We start from the raw sequence: 15,564 nt of genomic DNA on the forward strand, positions 1-15,564 counted from the left end.
GCTACCGCGTGGTATACTCGACGATCTCTCGCCAGTCTTCCCGCGCATTCTCGTAGGAGAATGACTGTCCGACGGGAATCGCGTTCGCACCGAGTCGCTCGTGAAGCGACGCGTCGATGAGCACACGCTCCATAGCGTCAGCGAAGGCCTCCGGAGTACGCTCCTCAACGAGCAACGCGTTCTCGCCGTCGTCAGCGATGTCCGGAATGTTTCCGATGCGTGGGGCGATACATGACAACCCCATCGCCATCGACTCGATCAGTGCGAGTCCGAGCGCCTCACGCTCCGAAGTCAGGACAAAGGTATCCGACCGGGTATAGTAGTCGGCTGGTTCGTCAACCCAGCCTGGTGTGTCGACAATGTCGGAGAGTTCTGCCGAGTGAATTTTCGCTTCTATCGATTCCGTTAGGTCTCCCGAGCCGAGGATTGCCGCTCGAATATTGTACCCCCGCCGATTGAGTTCATCCACCGCATCGACGAATAGCCCTGGCGCTTTTTCCGGTGAAAATCGACCCGACCAGACAAAATCGTACTCGGACTCTGCCGCTCCACGTTTCGGGTCGTATACGTCTGTTTCGATGGCGTTCGTCAGAATAAACACTGACTCGGCGGGGACTCCGTAGTCCACGAGCTGTTGCCGGTGACGGCTCCCCAGTACTGAAATCGAGTCGAAGCGAGGGAACGCGAACCGCGGTCCCCACCCGTACCACGCGTGTGCGTGGACATCCAAGTCCGCGCCCAAAACCCCGAGATGCGTCGGTGTGTTAGAGACGCCACCGGCCACGAGTGCCATGAGGCCGTAGGGTACCAGCGAGAACGAGACCACGAGGTCGTAGTCGTTCGTGAGCACCTCGCGGAGCGCATATAGAAACATCAACCCGATTCCGAGCAGTCGGATTCCCACCGACGGAACGATCTTGTAGTCGATATCGACGGATTCGTTCGGTGTGAGACAGACCATTGTGGTCTGCCCGGCCACGTCAGCGAGTGGTCCGATGTGTCTCTCGACTTTCTTTTGGTTCGAGTGCTCGGATACGACGAGCACCTCTTTCTCCGCGCACAGCCTGGCTTCTTCCACGGTAATTAGGATATCGGTGCCGCCCTGAATGTTGAGTACTCCGGTTTCGGTCGGCGTAACTCGACCCAGCTACCTGAGAGGCCTCGATATCAGTCCAGACCCGTGCTAGTGTTCCCTACAAATTGAAGACCCCAATCGAATGATTGAATATCAGCCCTCGCAGGCCAGTTAACAATGGGCTTGTCAGCTAGGAACTGGGCTTCTCACATGAGTACTGCCATCAGGCAGCGAGACACCGAAAAATTGCTTGAGGGTATCTACTCGGTCTACGCCGCCGGCTGGCAGGCAGTAACGTCCCGACACCCGCTAGGAACCAACGTCTACGATGCCGAGTGGGACGTGTTGATCGTGCTGGACGCGTGTCGAGTCGACGCTCTCCGGGAAGTCGCTGACGAGTACGATTTTCTCGGCGATATTGACAGTATCTGGAGCGTCGGAAGTAATTCACAGGAGTGGTACCTGAACACGTTCACCGGGCAGTACGCGGAGGCAATTGCAAAGACCGCACTCATCACCAGCAACCCGAACGCGGAGGCCGTACTCAAACACGGTGACACCGATCCTCGAATACCGATCCCGTTTTCCTGGACGGACTGGTCGCACGTTTCAGAGGAGGCATTCGCGCATATCGAGTACACGAGACAACACGAACGACCCTTCGATGATCTGGGGGATGACGCCCCCACCTTCGACGCGATACAGGATCCGAATTACATTACGGACCGGGCGATTGCTGCGGGTCGCAACGACTACGAGAAAATTATTGTCCACTACTTCCAGCCGCATCGACCCTTCGTTGACGGCTTGATCAGACAAAATCAGCCGCTGAGTGTCACTGAAGAGAGCCCATATCGAGCGGTGCAGGCTGGTGAAATAACCAAATCAGATCTTTGGGCAGCCTATCTGGACAATCTCCGTCTCGCTCTCGGTTCTATCGAAATTCTGTTGGAGAACATCGATGCAGAGGATGTAATCATCACATCCGATCACGGTGAGTTACTGGGTGAGTTCGGCCAATACGGTCACTTCTTCGGTCTTCCGCATCCAGACCTGAAACGTGTCCCATGGGTTCGTACGAGTGCGAACGACCAGCGAACACGTAATCCAAAGTCTAATCCCTCGATTAGAGAGGATGTAGACGTTACAGAACAGTTAGAAAGTCTTGGATACCTCTGAGTTTGGAGGTATGATTAGCCTGATGAGTGTCGTAAAAAAGAAAATAAATCCTCACGAGTACGTTCGATCGACAACAGAAGGATAGTGTAGATCGTCGCTCCCAAAATAATCAATAAGATTGTTTCAGTATTCCCGGAAAAGATGACCCGCGTCTTTACGAACCATACGCAAACCCCCATAGTGCAGGCTGAAATGAACTGGATTAAAAACCGATATTTGGGGAAGGAAAAACTCACAAACTGACGAAGGAGCAAAACGTGAACTACTGCTGCAATAACAAATGACGCACTCGTGGCGAAGGCAGCCCCAATGATTCCAAATCGAGGAATCAACATCAGGTTCAACCCCAAGTTCGAGATGATGGTGGTAGCCGTGCCATAAAATGACACTTTCGGTTTATTCATGGCTACAAGTGAACGGCTAAATAAAAAATATATCGATTGAAAAATGAACCCAGACATCAGAACTGAAAGTAGATATTCGTTTGAAACGTATTCAGCCGTGAAAAGGAGAGCCAATACATCCGAACCAATAATTGCCGCCCCAATAACACCTGCAAATGGCAGAATAAGGACAAATCGGAGTGAAGTCTCGATATCGTCACGTATTTGTTTAGTATTGTTCAGGCTATCTGCTTTACTTATATATGAGAAGATTGTGTTCGCAAGAATTCCATTCAGGATGATTGCCGCGAGCATTAGACGCCACGCTACTTCATAGAGTCCGACATCGGCCTTTGTCAGCAGGATTCCGATTAATACAATGTCCGCAAAATAGAGTATCTTTGATCCGATGACGGTTAGAAAGTAGTATTTTGCAAAACCTATCAACTTGTTTGCCATCTCAATAGATGGAATAGTGAACTTCCGGTTCGTAAAATATATACTAACTGGAATAACCAAGAGTCTCGCAAAGGTCGCGGATGCAATAATTCCAAGCGCCCCCATTCCAAGCCGGACCGCGGCAACCGCACCTATAACAAATGCTATAACTCTAAGCAAATTTACGAAACCACCAACTGCTGCACGGAGGTCTGCTCTGAATATATGTTTATAGAATGATATGAATTGCTGTCCTGTCAATGCAACGATGAAATATATAAGGTACTCTTGGGCTATTATACCATCAAATGCATACTGGACCCCGAGGAACAGTATAGAGCCTATTACAGCTAGTGCGGTCGTCATCACCAAACCCGTGGAGTACCACCCATCGGGATCTTCATTTTCACTCGCAAACTTTTCTGTAGCACCTCCGACTCCAAATGAAACTAGGAGTCCAGCCATACCTCGTAGAGACTCGAAGTAGAAGTACTCGCCTAATGTTCCTGGTGGGAGTGAACGAGTAAAATAGATGACTGATAATAATGTCAAGAGTTGCCCAAAGACCCGTAGGAAAAAAAGCTGTTTGACGTTCTTTAATAAAGACATGCTGAAGTTCCTTCGAGATATTGCATTTATTTAATGGAGGTGAATGGTCGCCACAACAAACGGTTATATGAGGGTCACAACATGCTATTATAAAAAAGGTGTTTATTTAGCCCACTAAATCCCCAGACAACGACTTAATAGGTCGATAAATCAATGGAGTTGATGCGAATGAGTGTCAGTTTGAGGAACCACACTATACTATTTACCAAGGTGGTGGGTTCGCTGACAAAAAGGTATTGCGACGGTAGCCAATAAACCACCCCCTCCTGGGCGGCAGCTCCTTGAACAAAAACGATTTGTACGAGACCCTGGGGGTTGCTCCCATATGTTTACAACCTCAAACAGTACGTGACCCACTGATTTCGACGCGCTACGGCGATTCAATAGGAAAAATCATGGTGATATCGATAACGTTATACAACCAGACAGAACTGGATAGACTAGTGTCCCGTCAAGCTAAAATTGGACTCATTGCCGTATTTTTGGCACTTGCATCCGCTTTTTTTATGTATACTATCTCTGTAGACGGGTTTGCTCCTAAACACGCATACCATGTGGCTGAAACGGTCCAGACGGGCCATATTCCTGAGTCCGGAATAAATGTCGAGGGCTTCTATGGATTTGGTGCGATATTTGTTATAGTCTCAAATATTGATCCGTCGGCTTTGATATATTTTCCACTAACTGTCTGGGCATATATCCCAATACTATTCACTTTGACATATAAATTATCTAGTGATTACAGGATCGCTGGTGGGGTTGTTTTACTTCAATATCTAACCGGCTTGGAAGGCACAGAAAAACTCTATTTTTGGCCACACGGATTTGGCAAAATGCTATTTTTTACAGTACTTATTTTGCTCATTGTATCCGTTAGAAATGGGCGCTGGTATAGGAGACTGAGTTTATGCCTCGTAATTATCTTAACATCCCTTATGTTTGTGTCGTACAATTTATCTGTGATTGCACTGGCTTGTCTGGGTATCCTTGCTATCAGTACAAATTTACTGGAAAGTTGTGCTAATAAGACATCAAAATATTGGTTTTCTTACTCAACCAGTAAATCTTTGATTATAAGTATTTCCTTAGCTGCTATCGTGATATTCGGTATGAGTAGTTTCATATATTCAACTGCTATTCCTCTTGTTCTTCGATTAGAAGAATTTTCCACCCTTTCAAAGTTCACAAGTGCTTGGTTTGGTACGAATGACCTTCCAGAAGAACTTGCTGCGATATATTTCACGCGGCCCCCAACCCTAACTTATCTAGCAGTTTTTAAATATGTGATTGTTCTCTTCATCCTTAGCTTGCTGGGAATACTAATACTCCAGTTCCTTAGACACCGTGACTTATACGCTGATGACCTCATAATGGGTAGTTTGACTCTGAGCGTAGGTATCTTCATGTTTCTCCGGATTTTTGTTGGTGCGATACCCGTACAATGGCTTCATCTGCCGATGATTCTTACTATTGGTTATCTTTGGAAAAATAGGGACCGGGAATCAGCCGTTCTCGATATAAAAACCCGACGCAGTATAGTAGTCGTAGCACTCGTACTGCTACTCATTCAGGCACCTATATTTTATGCTGTAGGCCTCCAATCCAACAGCATCAATCGCGTCGATGGTTTTTCGGAATATGAAGAATCTAGTGAATTCATGTCAGATTATTCAAATAAACCTGTATTAACTACAAAGACGAGCCAATATTTGGTGGAATCATATGCATTACAGTCATACAAGGAGTCTCAAAGTGGAATCCAAGTTGGGGTGTTAACTATATCTGACATTAACAAAATGCGGACTCAGCAGCAAGTAAAGGAGGGGATCTATGTCACATACACTGGATGGAATTATGTTGCTTTGCCTAACTGGGTCACCGTACAGTCGTGGGAAATGTCTGAGGGTAAGATACAAAGAAACACCAACATGATACACATCTATGATTCAGGCAAAATGAAATTGTATGGGAATAATAATATGTCTACAAAATCTGGATGATGTAGGGGCAAAATAGCGTGAGAAAACATAGCTGCCTATTTCCCCCGCACCACAACTTAAATTGATGAATTATTTGACTGCCGGCTTTCATCGTAACTGCGAGTCACCAGTTGGCTGACCCGTAAAACTTGAGCGAGGACTGAAGATCTTGGAGAGTGATGAACTCAATCACGGCTATTGAATTGACTTCGGGGCCTCAACTGTCTCGGAAGAAACGTTCACAGCCCTCCGAACGTATCTGTCTGCGCAAGTTGAACAGCTGGCCTGACCAGCGAGATGCCATAGTGTTGGAACTACCTGCATTATGGAGAGTATCTCCCGTTCACGGTGGGCGAGAATCTGCTACTCCACACCACCCCAAGCGGATACAGTGTCCGAAAATCGGCAAAAAATGAATAGTGAGGAGAATACACCCACGCCACGATGAAGCGGAATCGGCTCCTGAAAGCCGGCCTCGCCGTTCTCTGTATTTCGATGGTGATGGCTGCAGGCCTGTGGTTTCTGTTCGTGGCTACACCGCCAACAACTGAAAGCGACCTGAACGCAACCACGCCGGATCCAAACCTCTCGACAGCGCCACCCGAGTTCACGATGACTGCGATGGTAACGACTCGGGAGCTCGAGGAGCCGTCCGATACGACGAACTGGTCGGCCGGAGTGGTGTACGATGCCGACGCGGAGGAGCGTCTCGGGTGGCTCAACTCTACGGGCGCGGACGGCGAGGTGTCTATGGGTCAGTATCAGCGGTACTCTCAAAACGCAACTCACGAGTACAATCGGTATCACCACCCGGAATCCGACGCATTCGATACCAGAGTCGAATCCATCCGTGACGATTTGAACCCGGATGCGGAGTCGCTCTCCGTCAACAACACGTCGCAAACGTACGTCCACTACCGAAAGCGGCCACAGAGCGCGTTTGAGGTCGTCCCCGATTTGATGCCGCCGCTTGGATTCATCGACCGAGTGCCGTTCGAGCACGATGGGTCGACGACGTTCAGAGGCGATCCTGTCGAGAAATACGTACCCACCTCCGGATGGGCTCAGACACCGGGAACTGTCGATGACGACCCTGACTGGTATATTTCGAATACGAGTGGCGAACTGTACGTGAACCAGACGACCGGGCATATCGTTCACGTGAACGTGTCCCTCACATCGAAACGTACTGCGATTCGCGCAGGCAAGTGGTTCGGTGAGAGCGGGAACCGTATCCGCATTAGGCTAACCGTCCGTGAGGATCTCCGGGACGGTGACCTCCGGCCAGGGTGGGCTACGGACGCGACATTCGACGAGCAGTCATCGGACCGGACACGATGATCGTTCCAATAGGCGGTGAGCCCCTTTCTCAAGGAAGCGAGTCTGGGGTCGTTCACGGGCCCTAGTCCCGGTTAACAGCGTTCCAGCCGCGTCTCCGCGGGCACCGACAACTGAATCAAGTTCACTGTACTGGTAAACGCCGATGCCTCATCCCGGCCGGGGAATACAACGGAGAATTCCCCACTCCATTCACCCGACCGAATTGCCTCGGCGAGCTGGCGCGATATCCCGCCGTTCCACACTGTCTCTCCTCCCACATCGATGTACAACACTTGGCCAACTTGCCCCTGGAGGTCCACTACCTCCCTGAGTCTGTTGCGGTATTGCGTGCGCCCAGTTTCCGTGAGTTGGATATGAACTAATATTCGGTTATTATCCTCTGTTACTTCGGTCACTTGGAACAAGGACTTGTCAACCAGCGTTCGGCGCTCACCATCCGACTCAGCATAAAACGTCACGTCACTTGAGGGGGAGAGACCCTCCGCGCCCTGTATATTGATGACCGCGACAATTCGATCGGACTCGGACTCGCCCGTTCGAATACGATACACCGAATACGCCGACACGTCTTCGGACTGGTCGAGAGAGTCCCTGACAGATTGTGCAATGCGCCTAAGCGTGGGCGTCGTGAGGCCCACACGAACCGGGCCGAGATCAGATCGGTCATCGGTATAGCTCCGTAGTTCCTCAATCGATATGGCATCGCTACGCACCTCAACCGCATACTCGTCTCCCGTCTCGACGATTTCGAATTCCATCTCCGGTCCGAGCTCGGCGGTGAAGGATTCGGCTGCCTCTTTGGTTTCTGCGACGACGGACACCCCACGTGGTGTTACTATCAGCCGACTTTGTTCGTCGGGGTTCGAACACTCGGGGTCCTCAGAGAGTGTCTCGATCTCGTCGCTTGTGGCTTCGTTCTTGGGAGTCTGGCGCTGGTTCTCATCGTTGATGCCATCCACAGGGCCTTTCGAACACCCGGCGAGTAGGGGTGTCGTGGCCGCGATCGCCGTCAGTAGCTGGCGACGGGTTGCCATTGAGTTCAAATATGTCCAATCTTCGGAATAATTTTCGATTCGAGAGGTTTGGATCGCTTGTGAGCAGTGAGACCCACCTCGGGATATTGACAGAGTTTAGAGAATATATCAGACACCATATATCTCAATAGAGACAGAATTCGGGCTGAGTGGGTGGCCGCGGATACGCTAGCGGCAATGTAATCGCATGTCGAGTGGGTTCACCCACAAAGATAGTCGCAATAGCGACGAGTTCCCGTGTGGCTGACTGGTAGCAAGAACCTTCCTGTTGTTCAGTTACCACAACAATTACCAATGTGCCGCCCGTTGTTGTAGATGGACAACACAGGTGGCCCAATGCCGGGGACGAAAATCTTCGAGGACGACGACGAATTCCCAGAAGGCGACAGATGGGAAGCCCTCGCCTGGGATGTCCCAAAGAGTGATGAGTTCCCGGAGGGACTGAAGTACAGCTTCCAGTACCTTGGGCCGGCCGACGAAGAGATCCTGCGATACGACAACGCGAACGACGCCCACGACGTTGGGCGACATCACCGCCACTACCACAGCGAGGTCGAAACCATCCATGAGCAAGAATTCGCCTGACCACGCCCACGAACCCCCGGAGGATGTCGAATATCCCTCGACGCTTCGCATCACGTCGAAGCCGTTCGAGGACCACAAGGAGAGCGTTCTGGACCGTGCCGAGCGCTGCGAGCAGGGTGAAGAAGTGCCGCATGTCGTCAACTTCCAAGACGCCAGCCGACTACAGCGCATCCTCACGCCCCGCCGGTTGGAGTTGGTTCGAAGCCTGATGGACGAGCCAGCCGAGAGCATCCGCGCCCTCGCCGCTCGCCTCGATCGAGACGTCCGACAGGTTCACGACGATCTCCAGATTCTCAGCGAGTATCGTATCGTCCACTTCCGCGAAGAGGATGGCGCAAAGAAGCCACACATACCCTATGACACGGTAACAATCGAGGTCGAACTCAGCAAGTCACTCGGTGACACCACCGACTCACACGCGTCGGCAAAATGAAGACGTCCAATGGTCAGGTATCCGGAGTTCTCAGACGAACCCTTAAGCGGGAGAGCGAGTAACAAATACCCAATGAAGGGTATCGTTCGCACCGAGGACATCTTGGGTGGTGAGCCCCGGTTAGCGGGTCGTCGTATCGCGGTCCGCCAGATCGCTGAGTTGGCGATAGATGGAGGTGTCCAGCCTGCAGAAGTGGCTGACCAACTCGAAATCGAACTGGCAGACGTTCACCGGGCGCTGACGTATTACTATGATCACCCTGAGGAGATGGCTACAGTTCGCAAGCGGCATCGGGAAGCTATGGACCGAGTGCGTGAAGAGGCCCTCGATCCACCGAAAACGGCCACGAAATGACCCTGTCGTTGCTCTGCGATGAGCACGTTAAGAGAGTCTTTATCAGGGAGCTCAGGGCCAATGGATACGGTGTTGAGTGGGTTTCGGATGACTATGAGTCTGGTCGATCCGATTCGGAACATCTCAAGTACGCTGTGGAGAATGATCTCGTGCTGCTGACCAACGACACGGACGTTCTCCGGTTGCACGATGACTATCGCCACTCGGGACTCATCGTATACGACGAATAGATCTTTCGCGTCCTTCTGCCGCAATATCAACACATCACCAGTGGCACCCACAACCCGAGGGGCGAGACGCGAAGCACGAGCGATGTGGGGGCATCATTTCTTTCAACGATAAACGATTAGTATAATGGCCTGAAGGTTTCGCCCAACGATGTCGTCCACCGACAGCGATGACACAGCGCCGGAACTCACACTCGGTCGAGATCCCGACGCACTCGGTGAAACGGTGCCCCTGCCGCCTGGCGCGCTCGATGACGGCTGTTACGTCGCGGGCAATCGCGACCGGCGGACTGCCATCGTTCAGCGATGGTGTGTCGAATTGGCTGCAGCGGGGCACGGGTTTTGCTACATCCACCCGTCTGACCCAATGCCACGCGATCTCTTAGCGAGGCTTCCCCAGGAACGCCTCGAGGACGTCGTCTGGATCGACGCGGGTCGATGGCAAGTGGCCTCTAAGTTAGATGTGCCAGCGGTAGAGCGCGTCGCGGTCAACCCATTCGAGGCACCGCCAGATCGGGACGCGTTCACGACCGATCCGGTCGCCACCAGAGTGAATGCGTACATGGATGCGGCAACAGTGTGGGACCGGTTCGACGCCGCTGTCGCCCCCATCCTCTCGGCTATCCTGCCCGCGCTGTTCGAGGGTGAGGAGCCGTATTACGAGTATCCGGCTGCACTCAGGGAGGCGGATTTCAGGGATTCCTTCGAACCCCTCAAGGAACTCGACGCCTTGGATTCGCTGACACCGTTCGAACTGGCACAAACACGCGAAGGTCAACCCGTACGGCTTGCAGCGTCGCTCATCAGCGGGCCGCTCGACCCCGGGCCAAGCAATCCACTGCTCGGTGACTCGACCTACGATCCGGCTCGTGCTCTCACGGAAAACGAGATCATCTTGATCACAGGCGACATCGACCCGTTCAAAGAGACGGATCCAACGATGGATGGCACCATCGCCACCCATCTCTTGGTGGCAGCTGTGTGCTGTCGGCTCTGGGAGGGCGCCCAAACGACAGCGACGGAGAGGACCTTTCCGGTCGTCGTCGATGGTGTCGACACACTGGTTCCCGGCGACGGTGATCTGTTCCGGAAGCTCCTCGCCGACCCCGTGTCGCTAGCTCCTGTCTACGCCGGCCCCCCGGCGAGGACGCTTGCAGAACCGGTCCACATCAGTGTCGAGGAACACATCGAGACCCGCGTAGGCGTCACGGACGGCGCCGGAAGCGGACCTGAATCACGGGACCGAGATCAGGATCTCAAAGCCGCCCTCTCTAACGGGTCGCTGGATGCCGCCGAACACTATTTCGACCAGGAGGAGGCCGGAACGGTTGGGGAAGGCCCGCTCTGTTGGCTCCGGACGAACGCCGCCGGGCGATTGGTTGGACCCGAGGGGGTACAGCAGTCGATGCGTCCAGCGCTGGCTCCCGACCCGCCAGACACCCGGCGTGGCCAGGAGGCTGTCGCCGCGGCGATCACACGGAGCATCGATCGCTACGGCGGGGAGTTACAGACGGTGTCCGAGGAATCGAAAACACGGGCTCGCGAGCGATACAACGATTCCAGTCGCTAGCCACGCGCCGACACCACTATTCGTTTTGCTGTCCTGTTCTCTCTGAAAGCGGCAGGGATTAATCTCTCCGTATTAACCAACAAATACGGTCACTATGTTGGTTAATTTTGTTTGCCTCAGCTTCCGCTGCGGCTGTTACTGGTTTCTCGACATCTTTTTGCCAGTCTGAGACGATTCCGGACAACAGTCTTCGAGGTCCTTCTTGCGCATCGCCTCTCGTCCACAGGCCCGACACCGAAAGTACGACTCTCCGGTGGGATTCCCATGCTTGTCGAGTTCCTGTAGCGGGCCTTCGATTCGGCCACTGGTGGGTGCTTGGGAAGGACCTCTCACCGATTCCTTCACGCCGCCATCCGCACGCGGGCGTTCTGGAAGCCGACCGTCCGGCGTTGGAACTGTTCGGTTTTGAATTTCCATGTCGACCCGCCGGAGATGCTTACATCGATTGACCGAGGCTTTCTGTTGGTCCGGGCAGGTGCACCCCTTTCGGAGTACATCAACCCGATACACGTTTCCAGATTCCGACTGCACCGTGTATATGCCGCCCGAACGACGGAGTGTGACCGTCATATCCTCCGTTCGTGCTCGTTTAGTCCGCTGGTCGATGTCGTTGTGATTGTCTGGTTCGTCTCCTTGCATGGAATCACGGGTGCAGGGCTGGACTCGCCTGCGCCCGCCCGTCGGGCGCACGACAAAACGGAACCGGTACGTCACGCGCTGAATATTAATGATACTATAGAGTATCATACTTCAAAGTACGATTACCAAAAGTACGATATTTCTTCGAGGAGAAAATCTCGCCGTCTACGGCGGGAGTGAATCCGACAACGCGGACGCCAACCACCGTCGTTGGCAGGTCGGATACTCAACGCCCATCCTCACCATTAAGTAAGTTTGTCTACATAGGCTATGTATGGCGATTGAGGTCACGCGCACCTACATTGGTTCCATCCAGAACCACTGTCAGGTACGTGATGGCCTCGATTCGCTCGGAGACTCCGCCTCAAAAATCTGGAACGTCGCACGCTGGACAGCCGACCGAATCTGGGATGCAACCGGCGAAATCCCTGATGAAGGCCCGCTCAAAGCGTACATGAAGAACCAGCCGTGCTGGAAAGACTTGAATGCACAATCCAGTCAGAAAGTCATCGAAGAACTTTCCGACGCTTTCCAGTCGTGGTTCGATCTGCGACAGAACGACCCAGAGGCGAATCCGCCCGGCTACCGCAAACACGGCGATACTCGACCCAAGAGTACGGTTACGTTCAAAGCAGACGGGTTCACACACGACCCAGAGAACAACCGGGTCCGACTCTCAAAGGGGAAGAACCTCAAAGAACACTTCTCAGACTTCTTGCTCTGCGAGTACCAGAACCGCCCCGACGTTGACCTCTCAGAAGTCAACAAGGTACAGAACGTTCGCGCGGTCTGGGGCGGCGACGAGTGGGAACTGCACTTCGTCTGCAAAGTCGAACTCGAAACCAACGATTCGGCAGGCGACGGTATGGCGGGTATCGACCTTGGCATCAAGAACATCGCCACGGTCGCCTTCCCCGACGAATACGTCCTCTACCCCGGTAACTCCCTCAAACAAGACAAGCACTACTTCACTCAAGCCGAGTACGACACCGAAGGTGAGAACGGTCCCTCAGAAAAGTCGATATGGGTACGACAGAAACTCACAGAACGCGAGACACACTTCTACCACACGCTTACAGATACCATCATCACGGAGTGTGTCGAACGTGGTGTTGGGACGCTCGCGGTGAGTTGGCCCGAAGACGTGCGCGAACATGACTGGGGTGCGACGGGGAACAAGAAGTTGCACTCGTGGGCGTTTGACCGCATCTACCAGTACCTCAAATACAAAGGCGAGATCTGCGGTGTTGAGGTGCTGAAGGAGAACGAGTGGAACACCAGTAAGACCTGCTCGCGGTGTGGTGACGACACGAAGTCGAACCGTGTCGAGCGTGGGTTGTACGTTTGCTCGTCGTGTGAGTTGGTCGGGAACGCGGATTGCAATGGGGCGGAGAATATGCGGCAGAAGATAACTCCGAGTCCTCACGGTGAGGATAGGAGTAACGGCTGTGTGGCACAGCCATCGGTACACCTGTTCGACCGCGAGAGCGGGACGTTCACCACGAGAGAACAGGTCGTATCGTAGACCGGCAAATATCCCACCTGCGGGACGGGAAGCCCCGCCGTTCACGGCGGGGAGGATGTCACCCCGAGTACACGATCACGAACACGGGACAATGGTGGTATGGCGAACACGAGATCGACGCCGTCGGCCTGACCACCGGCGAGACGCTTATTGTCGGTGAATGCAAATTCCAACAGTCACCACTCGGATACGATGCGCTATCGAATCTAGAGGATCACACCGACGAACTTCAATGGTCTCCACAAAGCGGGGGTGACCGGGTCGTCGAGTACGCCCTCTTCTCCCGAAGTGGGTTCAAACAATCGGTCACGGAGGCAGCCAGTCAACGAGACGACCTCCGTTTGTTCAGCCTCACAGATGTCGTGACTGCACTCACAGAAACTTAGGCCTAGGCAAGGCTTTGAGTCGACTCAATTCACAGCACGTTCGATATCCCGATATCGCTCTCGAACCGTCACTTTAGACACGTCCGCCGCGTCCGCGATTTCGGCTTGCGTCAGGTTCTCCCCAGTGTCCTGTCCAGCCACGTACAAGGCGCCTGCTGCAGCGCCCGCGGGATTACAGCCGTTCGTCACGGCCTCACCCGCTGCGGCTTCGAGGAGCGCTCGTGCGCGACGCTCCGTCTCATTGCTCACATCGGTTTCCGATGCAATCTGTGGGAGATACTGCGTCGGCCCTGCCGGTGGCACGGGCAACTCGAGTTCCCGATTTAACACGGTGTACCCCAACCGGACCTTCCCATCATCGAGTTTCGACACTCCAGCGATCTCCTCGAACGTCCGTGGATACTCGTTCAGTCGGCAGACCGCATACACGCTCCCGGACGCTATCGTTTCGATCGACCGACCGCGAAGGACGTCTTCGCTCTGTGCTGTCCGGAACAACTGACACGCCTGGTTTCGTAGACTCTCCGAGAAACCGAGGGCAGACGTCATCCGCCGAATCTCGACCAGCCCCGACAGGAGATTTCGATTCGCTTTCGAGCCGATTTTCGCTCGTGTATGCTCGCGACGCAGTCGACCGAGTTGCCGCCGTTTCTTCCCGCCGATCGTTCGCCCCTCGGAATCTTTCTTCCACCCGATTTCGCTCCCGATACCGTGGTCGTGCCGGGCGACCGTGTTCGGCGCCCCTGTCCGCCGTCGCTCCGAGGCGTTTTCGTCGGCCTTGCAGTACTGCGGCCCGTGGTCCAGTCCTTCGTCGTCGAGGATGAGACCACAGTCCTCACACACCGTTTCGTGAGCGTTGGTCGTGACGCGACCATCGCATTCCGGACAACTGTTCTGTTCGTGTTCCTGTACGTCCTCGTCGAACGTCTGCTCGTAGATGTTTCTCGAAGCCATCTCAATTCACGAGGCACGCCTTCCTGCGCCCCTCGCCCGTCAGGGGCCAACAAAACACAACCGCGGTGCAGCTACGGGCGTCTCGGTGCGGAGAACTGTCGCTTGCCTCGCTCTACTGATCAACTCGGGTCGTATGGATTCGTCGCTGTATCAAGCCGATAGATGTCGTCGACGGCATCGAAATCATCGTCGAACGCATACAGATACCCGAGCCCCTCGGTTTGCATATACGCGACAATACAGGCGTCAACGAACGAGAGGGGTTTGTGCAGCCTGAACAGGGATTTCCCTGTCGCGAAGGCATCAGTACTGAGTGACTCGATATGGAACCGTGCGTTTTCCTCGATTCGGTCAAGGAGATCAACGGCTGCAGCGTGGCCTGCATGGGTCGTGAGGCCGTTCAGCGTCTCTGCGAGAACGTAGTCAAGCACGACCGCTCCCGGCAGTGTACCGTTGTCAATACCACGAATGACCGGAAGTGCAGTCTCATGGGAACTATCGCGTCGATACGCTGCCGCAAAGAGAACTGTTGTATCGATGAGTGCGCGCGGCATCTATTCGACGTTGACGCCCCAGGCGTCATGCTCGTCCACTACATCGGTTGTCTCTTCTCCATCGTAGCCATCGAACTCGGCGAACGTCCCCGCCTGTTGTTGGACGACTTCTACACGGACACTGCCATCTGCCTCAAGGTGCCAGCGAAGTTGGTCACCATCATCAATATCGAGTTCACGTCGAATCCGTGCAGGGATGTTCGCCTGGTTCCCCGAAACCTTACTTTCGGCGTCAATCCGGTCGCTGCTCATAGCCACCAGTACGGCCCCGGTCGTCAAAAGCCTAGTGTGACATCACA

General features: G+C 53.6%; 15 protein-coding genes and 1 pseudogene. 10 read left to right on the top strand and 6 right to left on the bottom strand.

Annotation, left to right across the window (positions count from 1 at the left end; translation table 11 throughout):
* Position 1 precedes the first annotated feature (1 nt).
* Positions 2–1,078, bottom strand: a complete 1,077-nt coding sequence (locus HWX69_RS14625) for a glycosyltransferase family 4 protein (RefSeq protein ID WP_218644800.1) — start codon at positions 1,076–1,078, stop codon at positions 2–4.
* Between the two features lie 207 nt (positions 1,079–1,285).
* Between HWX69_RS14625 and HWX69_RS14630 the strand changes: the two genes are divergently transcribed.
* A complete protein-coding gene (locus HWX69_RS14630; protein WP_178917804.1) occupies positions 1,286–2,254 on the top strand; it encodes an alkaline phosphatase family protein in 969 nt (322 codons plus the stop codon).
* A gap of 14 nt (positions 2,255–2,268) precedes the next feature.
* Here the strand turns inward: HWX69_RS14630 and HWX69_RS14635 are convergent, their stop codons facing one another.
* Positions 2,269–3,684 (bottom strand): flippase, encoded by a 1,416-nt coding sequence (locus HWX69_RS14635; protein ID WP_246286520.1) that lies wholly within the window; start codon positions 3,682–3,684, stop codon positions 2,269–2,271.
* Between the two features lie 443 nt (positions 3,685–4,127).
* Here HWX69_RS14635 and HWX69_RS14640 point away from each other — a divergent pair, with 443 nt between their 5' ends.
* Together HWX69_RS14640 and HWX69_RS14645 are read left to right on the top strand one after the other, a co-directional pair.
* On the top strand, positions 4,128–5,684 hold the full coding sequence (locus HWX69_RS14640; protein WP_178917806.1) for a hypothetical protein: 1,557 nt from the start codon (positions 4,128–4,130) through the stop codon (positions 5,682–5,684).
* 480 nt (positions 5,685–6,164) lie between these two features.
* Entirely contained in the window at positions 6,165–7,004 is an 840-nt protein-coding gene (locus HWX69_RS14645) for a hypothetical protein (protein ID WP_178917807.1), read from the top strand.
* 71 nt (positions 7,005–7,075) lie between these two features.
* On the opposite strand, the gene HWX69_RS14650 is transcribed toward HWX69_RS14645, so the two are convergent.
* Complete coding sequence (locus HWX69_RS14650) at positions 7,076–8,038, bottom strand: hypothetical protein (RefSeq protein ID WP_178917808.1); 963 nt, start codon at positions 8,036–8,038, stop codon at positions 7,076–7,078.
* A 315-nt stretch (positions 8,039–8,353) separates the two neighbouring features.
* Between HWX69_RS14650 and HWX69_RS14655 the strand changes: the two genes are divergently transcribed.
* From HWX69_RS14655 to HWX69_RS14685, 7 genes and pseudogenes are all read left to right on the top strand, one after another.
* Entirely contained in the window at positions 8,354–8,623 is a 270-nt protein-coding gene (locus HWX69_RS14655; RefSeq protein ID WP_246286521.1) for a toxin-antitoxin system TumE family protein, read from the top strand.
* Positions 8,604–9,056, top strand: coding sequence for an HVO_A0114 family putative DNA-binding protein (locus tag HWX69_RS14660; RefSeq protein WP_178917809.1), 453 nt, complete (start codon positions 8,604–8,606; stop codon positions 9,054–9,056). Before HWX69_RS14655 ends, HWX69_RS14660 begins: the two co-directional genes overlap by 20 nt.
* A gap of 72 nt (positions 9,057–9,128) precedes the next feature.
* Complete coding sequence (locus HWX69_RS14665; RefSeq protein ID WP_178917810.1) at positions 9,129–9,410, top strand: DUF433 domain-containing protein; 282 nt, start codon at positions 9,129–9,131, stop codon at positions 9,408–9,410.
* Positions 9,407–9,640 (top strand): DUF5615 family PIN-like protein, encoded by a 234-nt coding sequence (locus tag HWX69_RS18445; RefSeq protein WP_178917811.1) that lies wholly within the window; start codon positions 9,407–9,409, stop codon positions 9,638–9,640. The genes HWX69_RS14665 and HWX69_RS18445 overlap by 4 nt, the downstream gene beginning before the upstream one ends.
* A gap of 364 nt (positions 9,641–10,004) precedes the next feature.
* Positions 10,005–11,207, top strand: coding sequence for a hypothetical protein (locus tag HWX69_RS14675; protein WP_178917812.1), 1,203 nt, complete (start codon positions 10,005–10,007; stop codon positions 11,205–11,207).
* Between the two features lie 913 nt (positions 11,208–12,120).
* Entirely contained in the window at positions 12,121–13,371 is a 1,251-nt protein-coding gene (locus HWX69_RS14680; protein ID WP_178917813.1) for an RNA-guided endonuclease InsQ/TnpB family protein, read from the top strand.
* Between the two features lie 59 nt (positions 13,372–13,430).
* A pseudogene (locus HWX69_RS14685) lies at positions 13,431–13,757 on the top strand (DUF234 domain-containing protein); the annotation flags it as partial.
* Positions 13,758–13,781: 24 nt separating this feature from the next.
* Here HWX69_RS14685 and HWX69_RS14690 read toward each other — a convergent pair.
* The 3 genes from HWX69_RS14690 to HWX69_RS14700 all read right to left on the bottom strand — a co-directional run bounded on the left by HWX69_RS14690 (position 13,782) and on the right by HWX69_RS14700 (position 15,517).
* Positions 13,782–14,711: a transcription initiation factor IIB gene (locus HWX69_RS14690; RefSeq protein WP_178917814.1), complete on the bottom strand. Its 930-nt coding sequence runs from the start codon at positions 14,709–14,711 to the stop codon at positions 13,782–13,784.
* Between the two features lie 119 nt (positions 14,712–14,830).
* A complete protein-coding gene (locus HWX69_RS14695) occupies positions 14,831–15,265 on the bottom strand; it encodes a PIN domain-containing protein (RefSeq protein WP_178917815.1) in 435 nt (144 codons plus the stop codon).
* A complete protein-coding gene (locus tag HWX69_RS14700) occupies positions 15,266–15,517 on the bottom strand; it encodes an AbrB/MazE/SpoVT family DNA-binding domain-containing protein (protein WP_178917816.1) in 252 nt (83 codons plus the stop codon).
* Positions 15,518–15,564 lie beyond the last annotated feature (47 nt).

The organism is Natronomonas gomsonensis, from assembly GCF_013391635.1.
GTDB lineage: Archaea > Halobacteriota > Halobacteria > Halobacteriales > Haloarculaceae > Natronomonas > Natronomonas gomsonensis_A.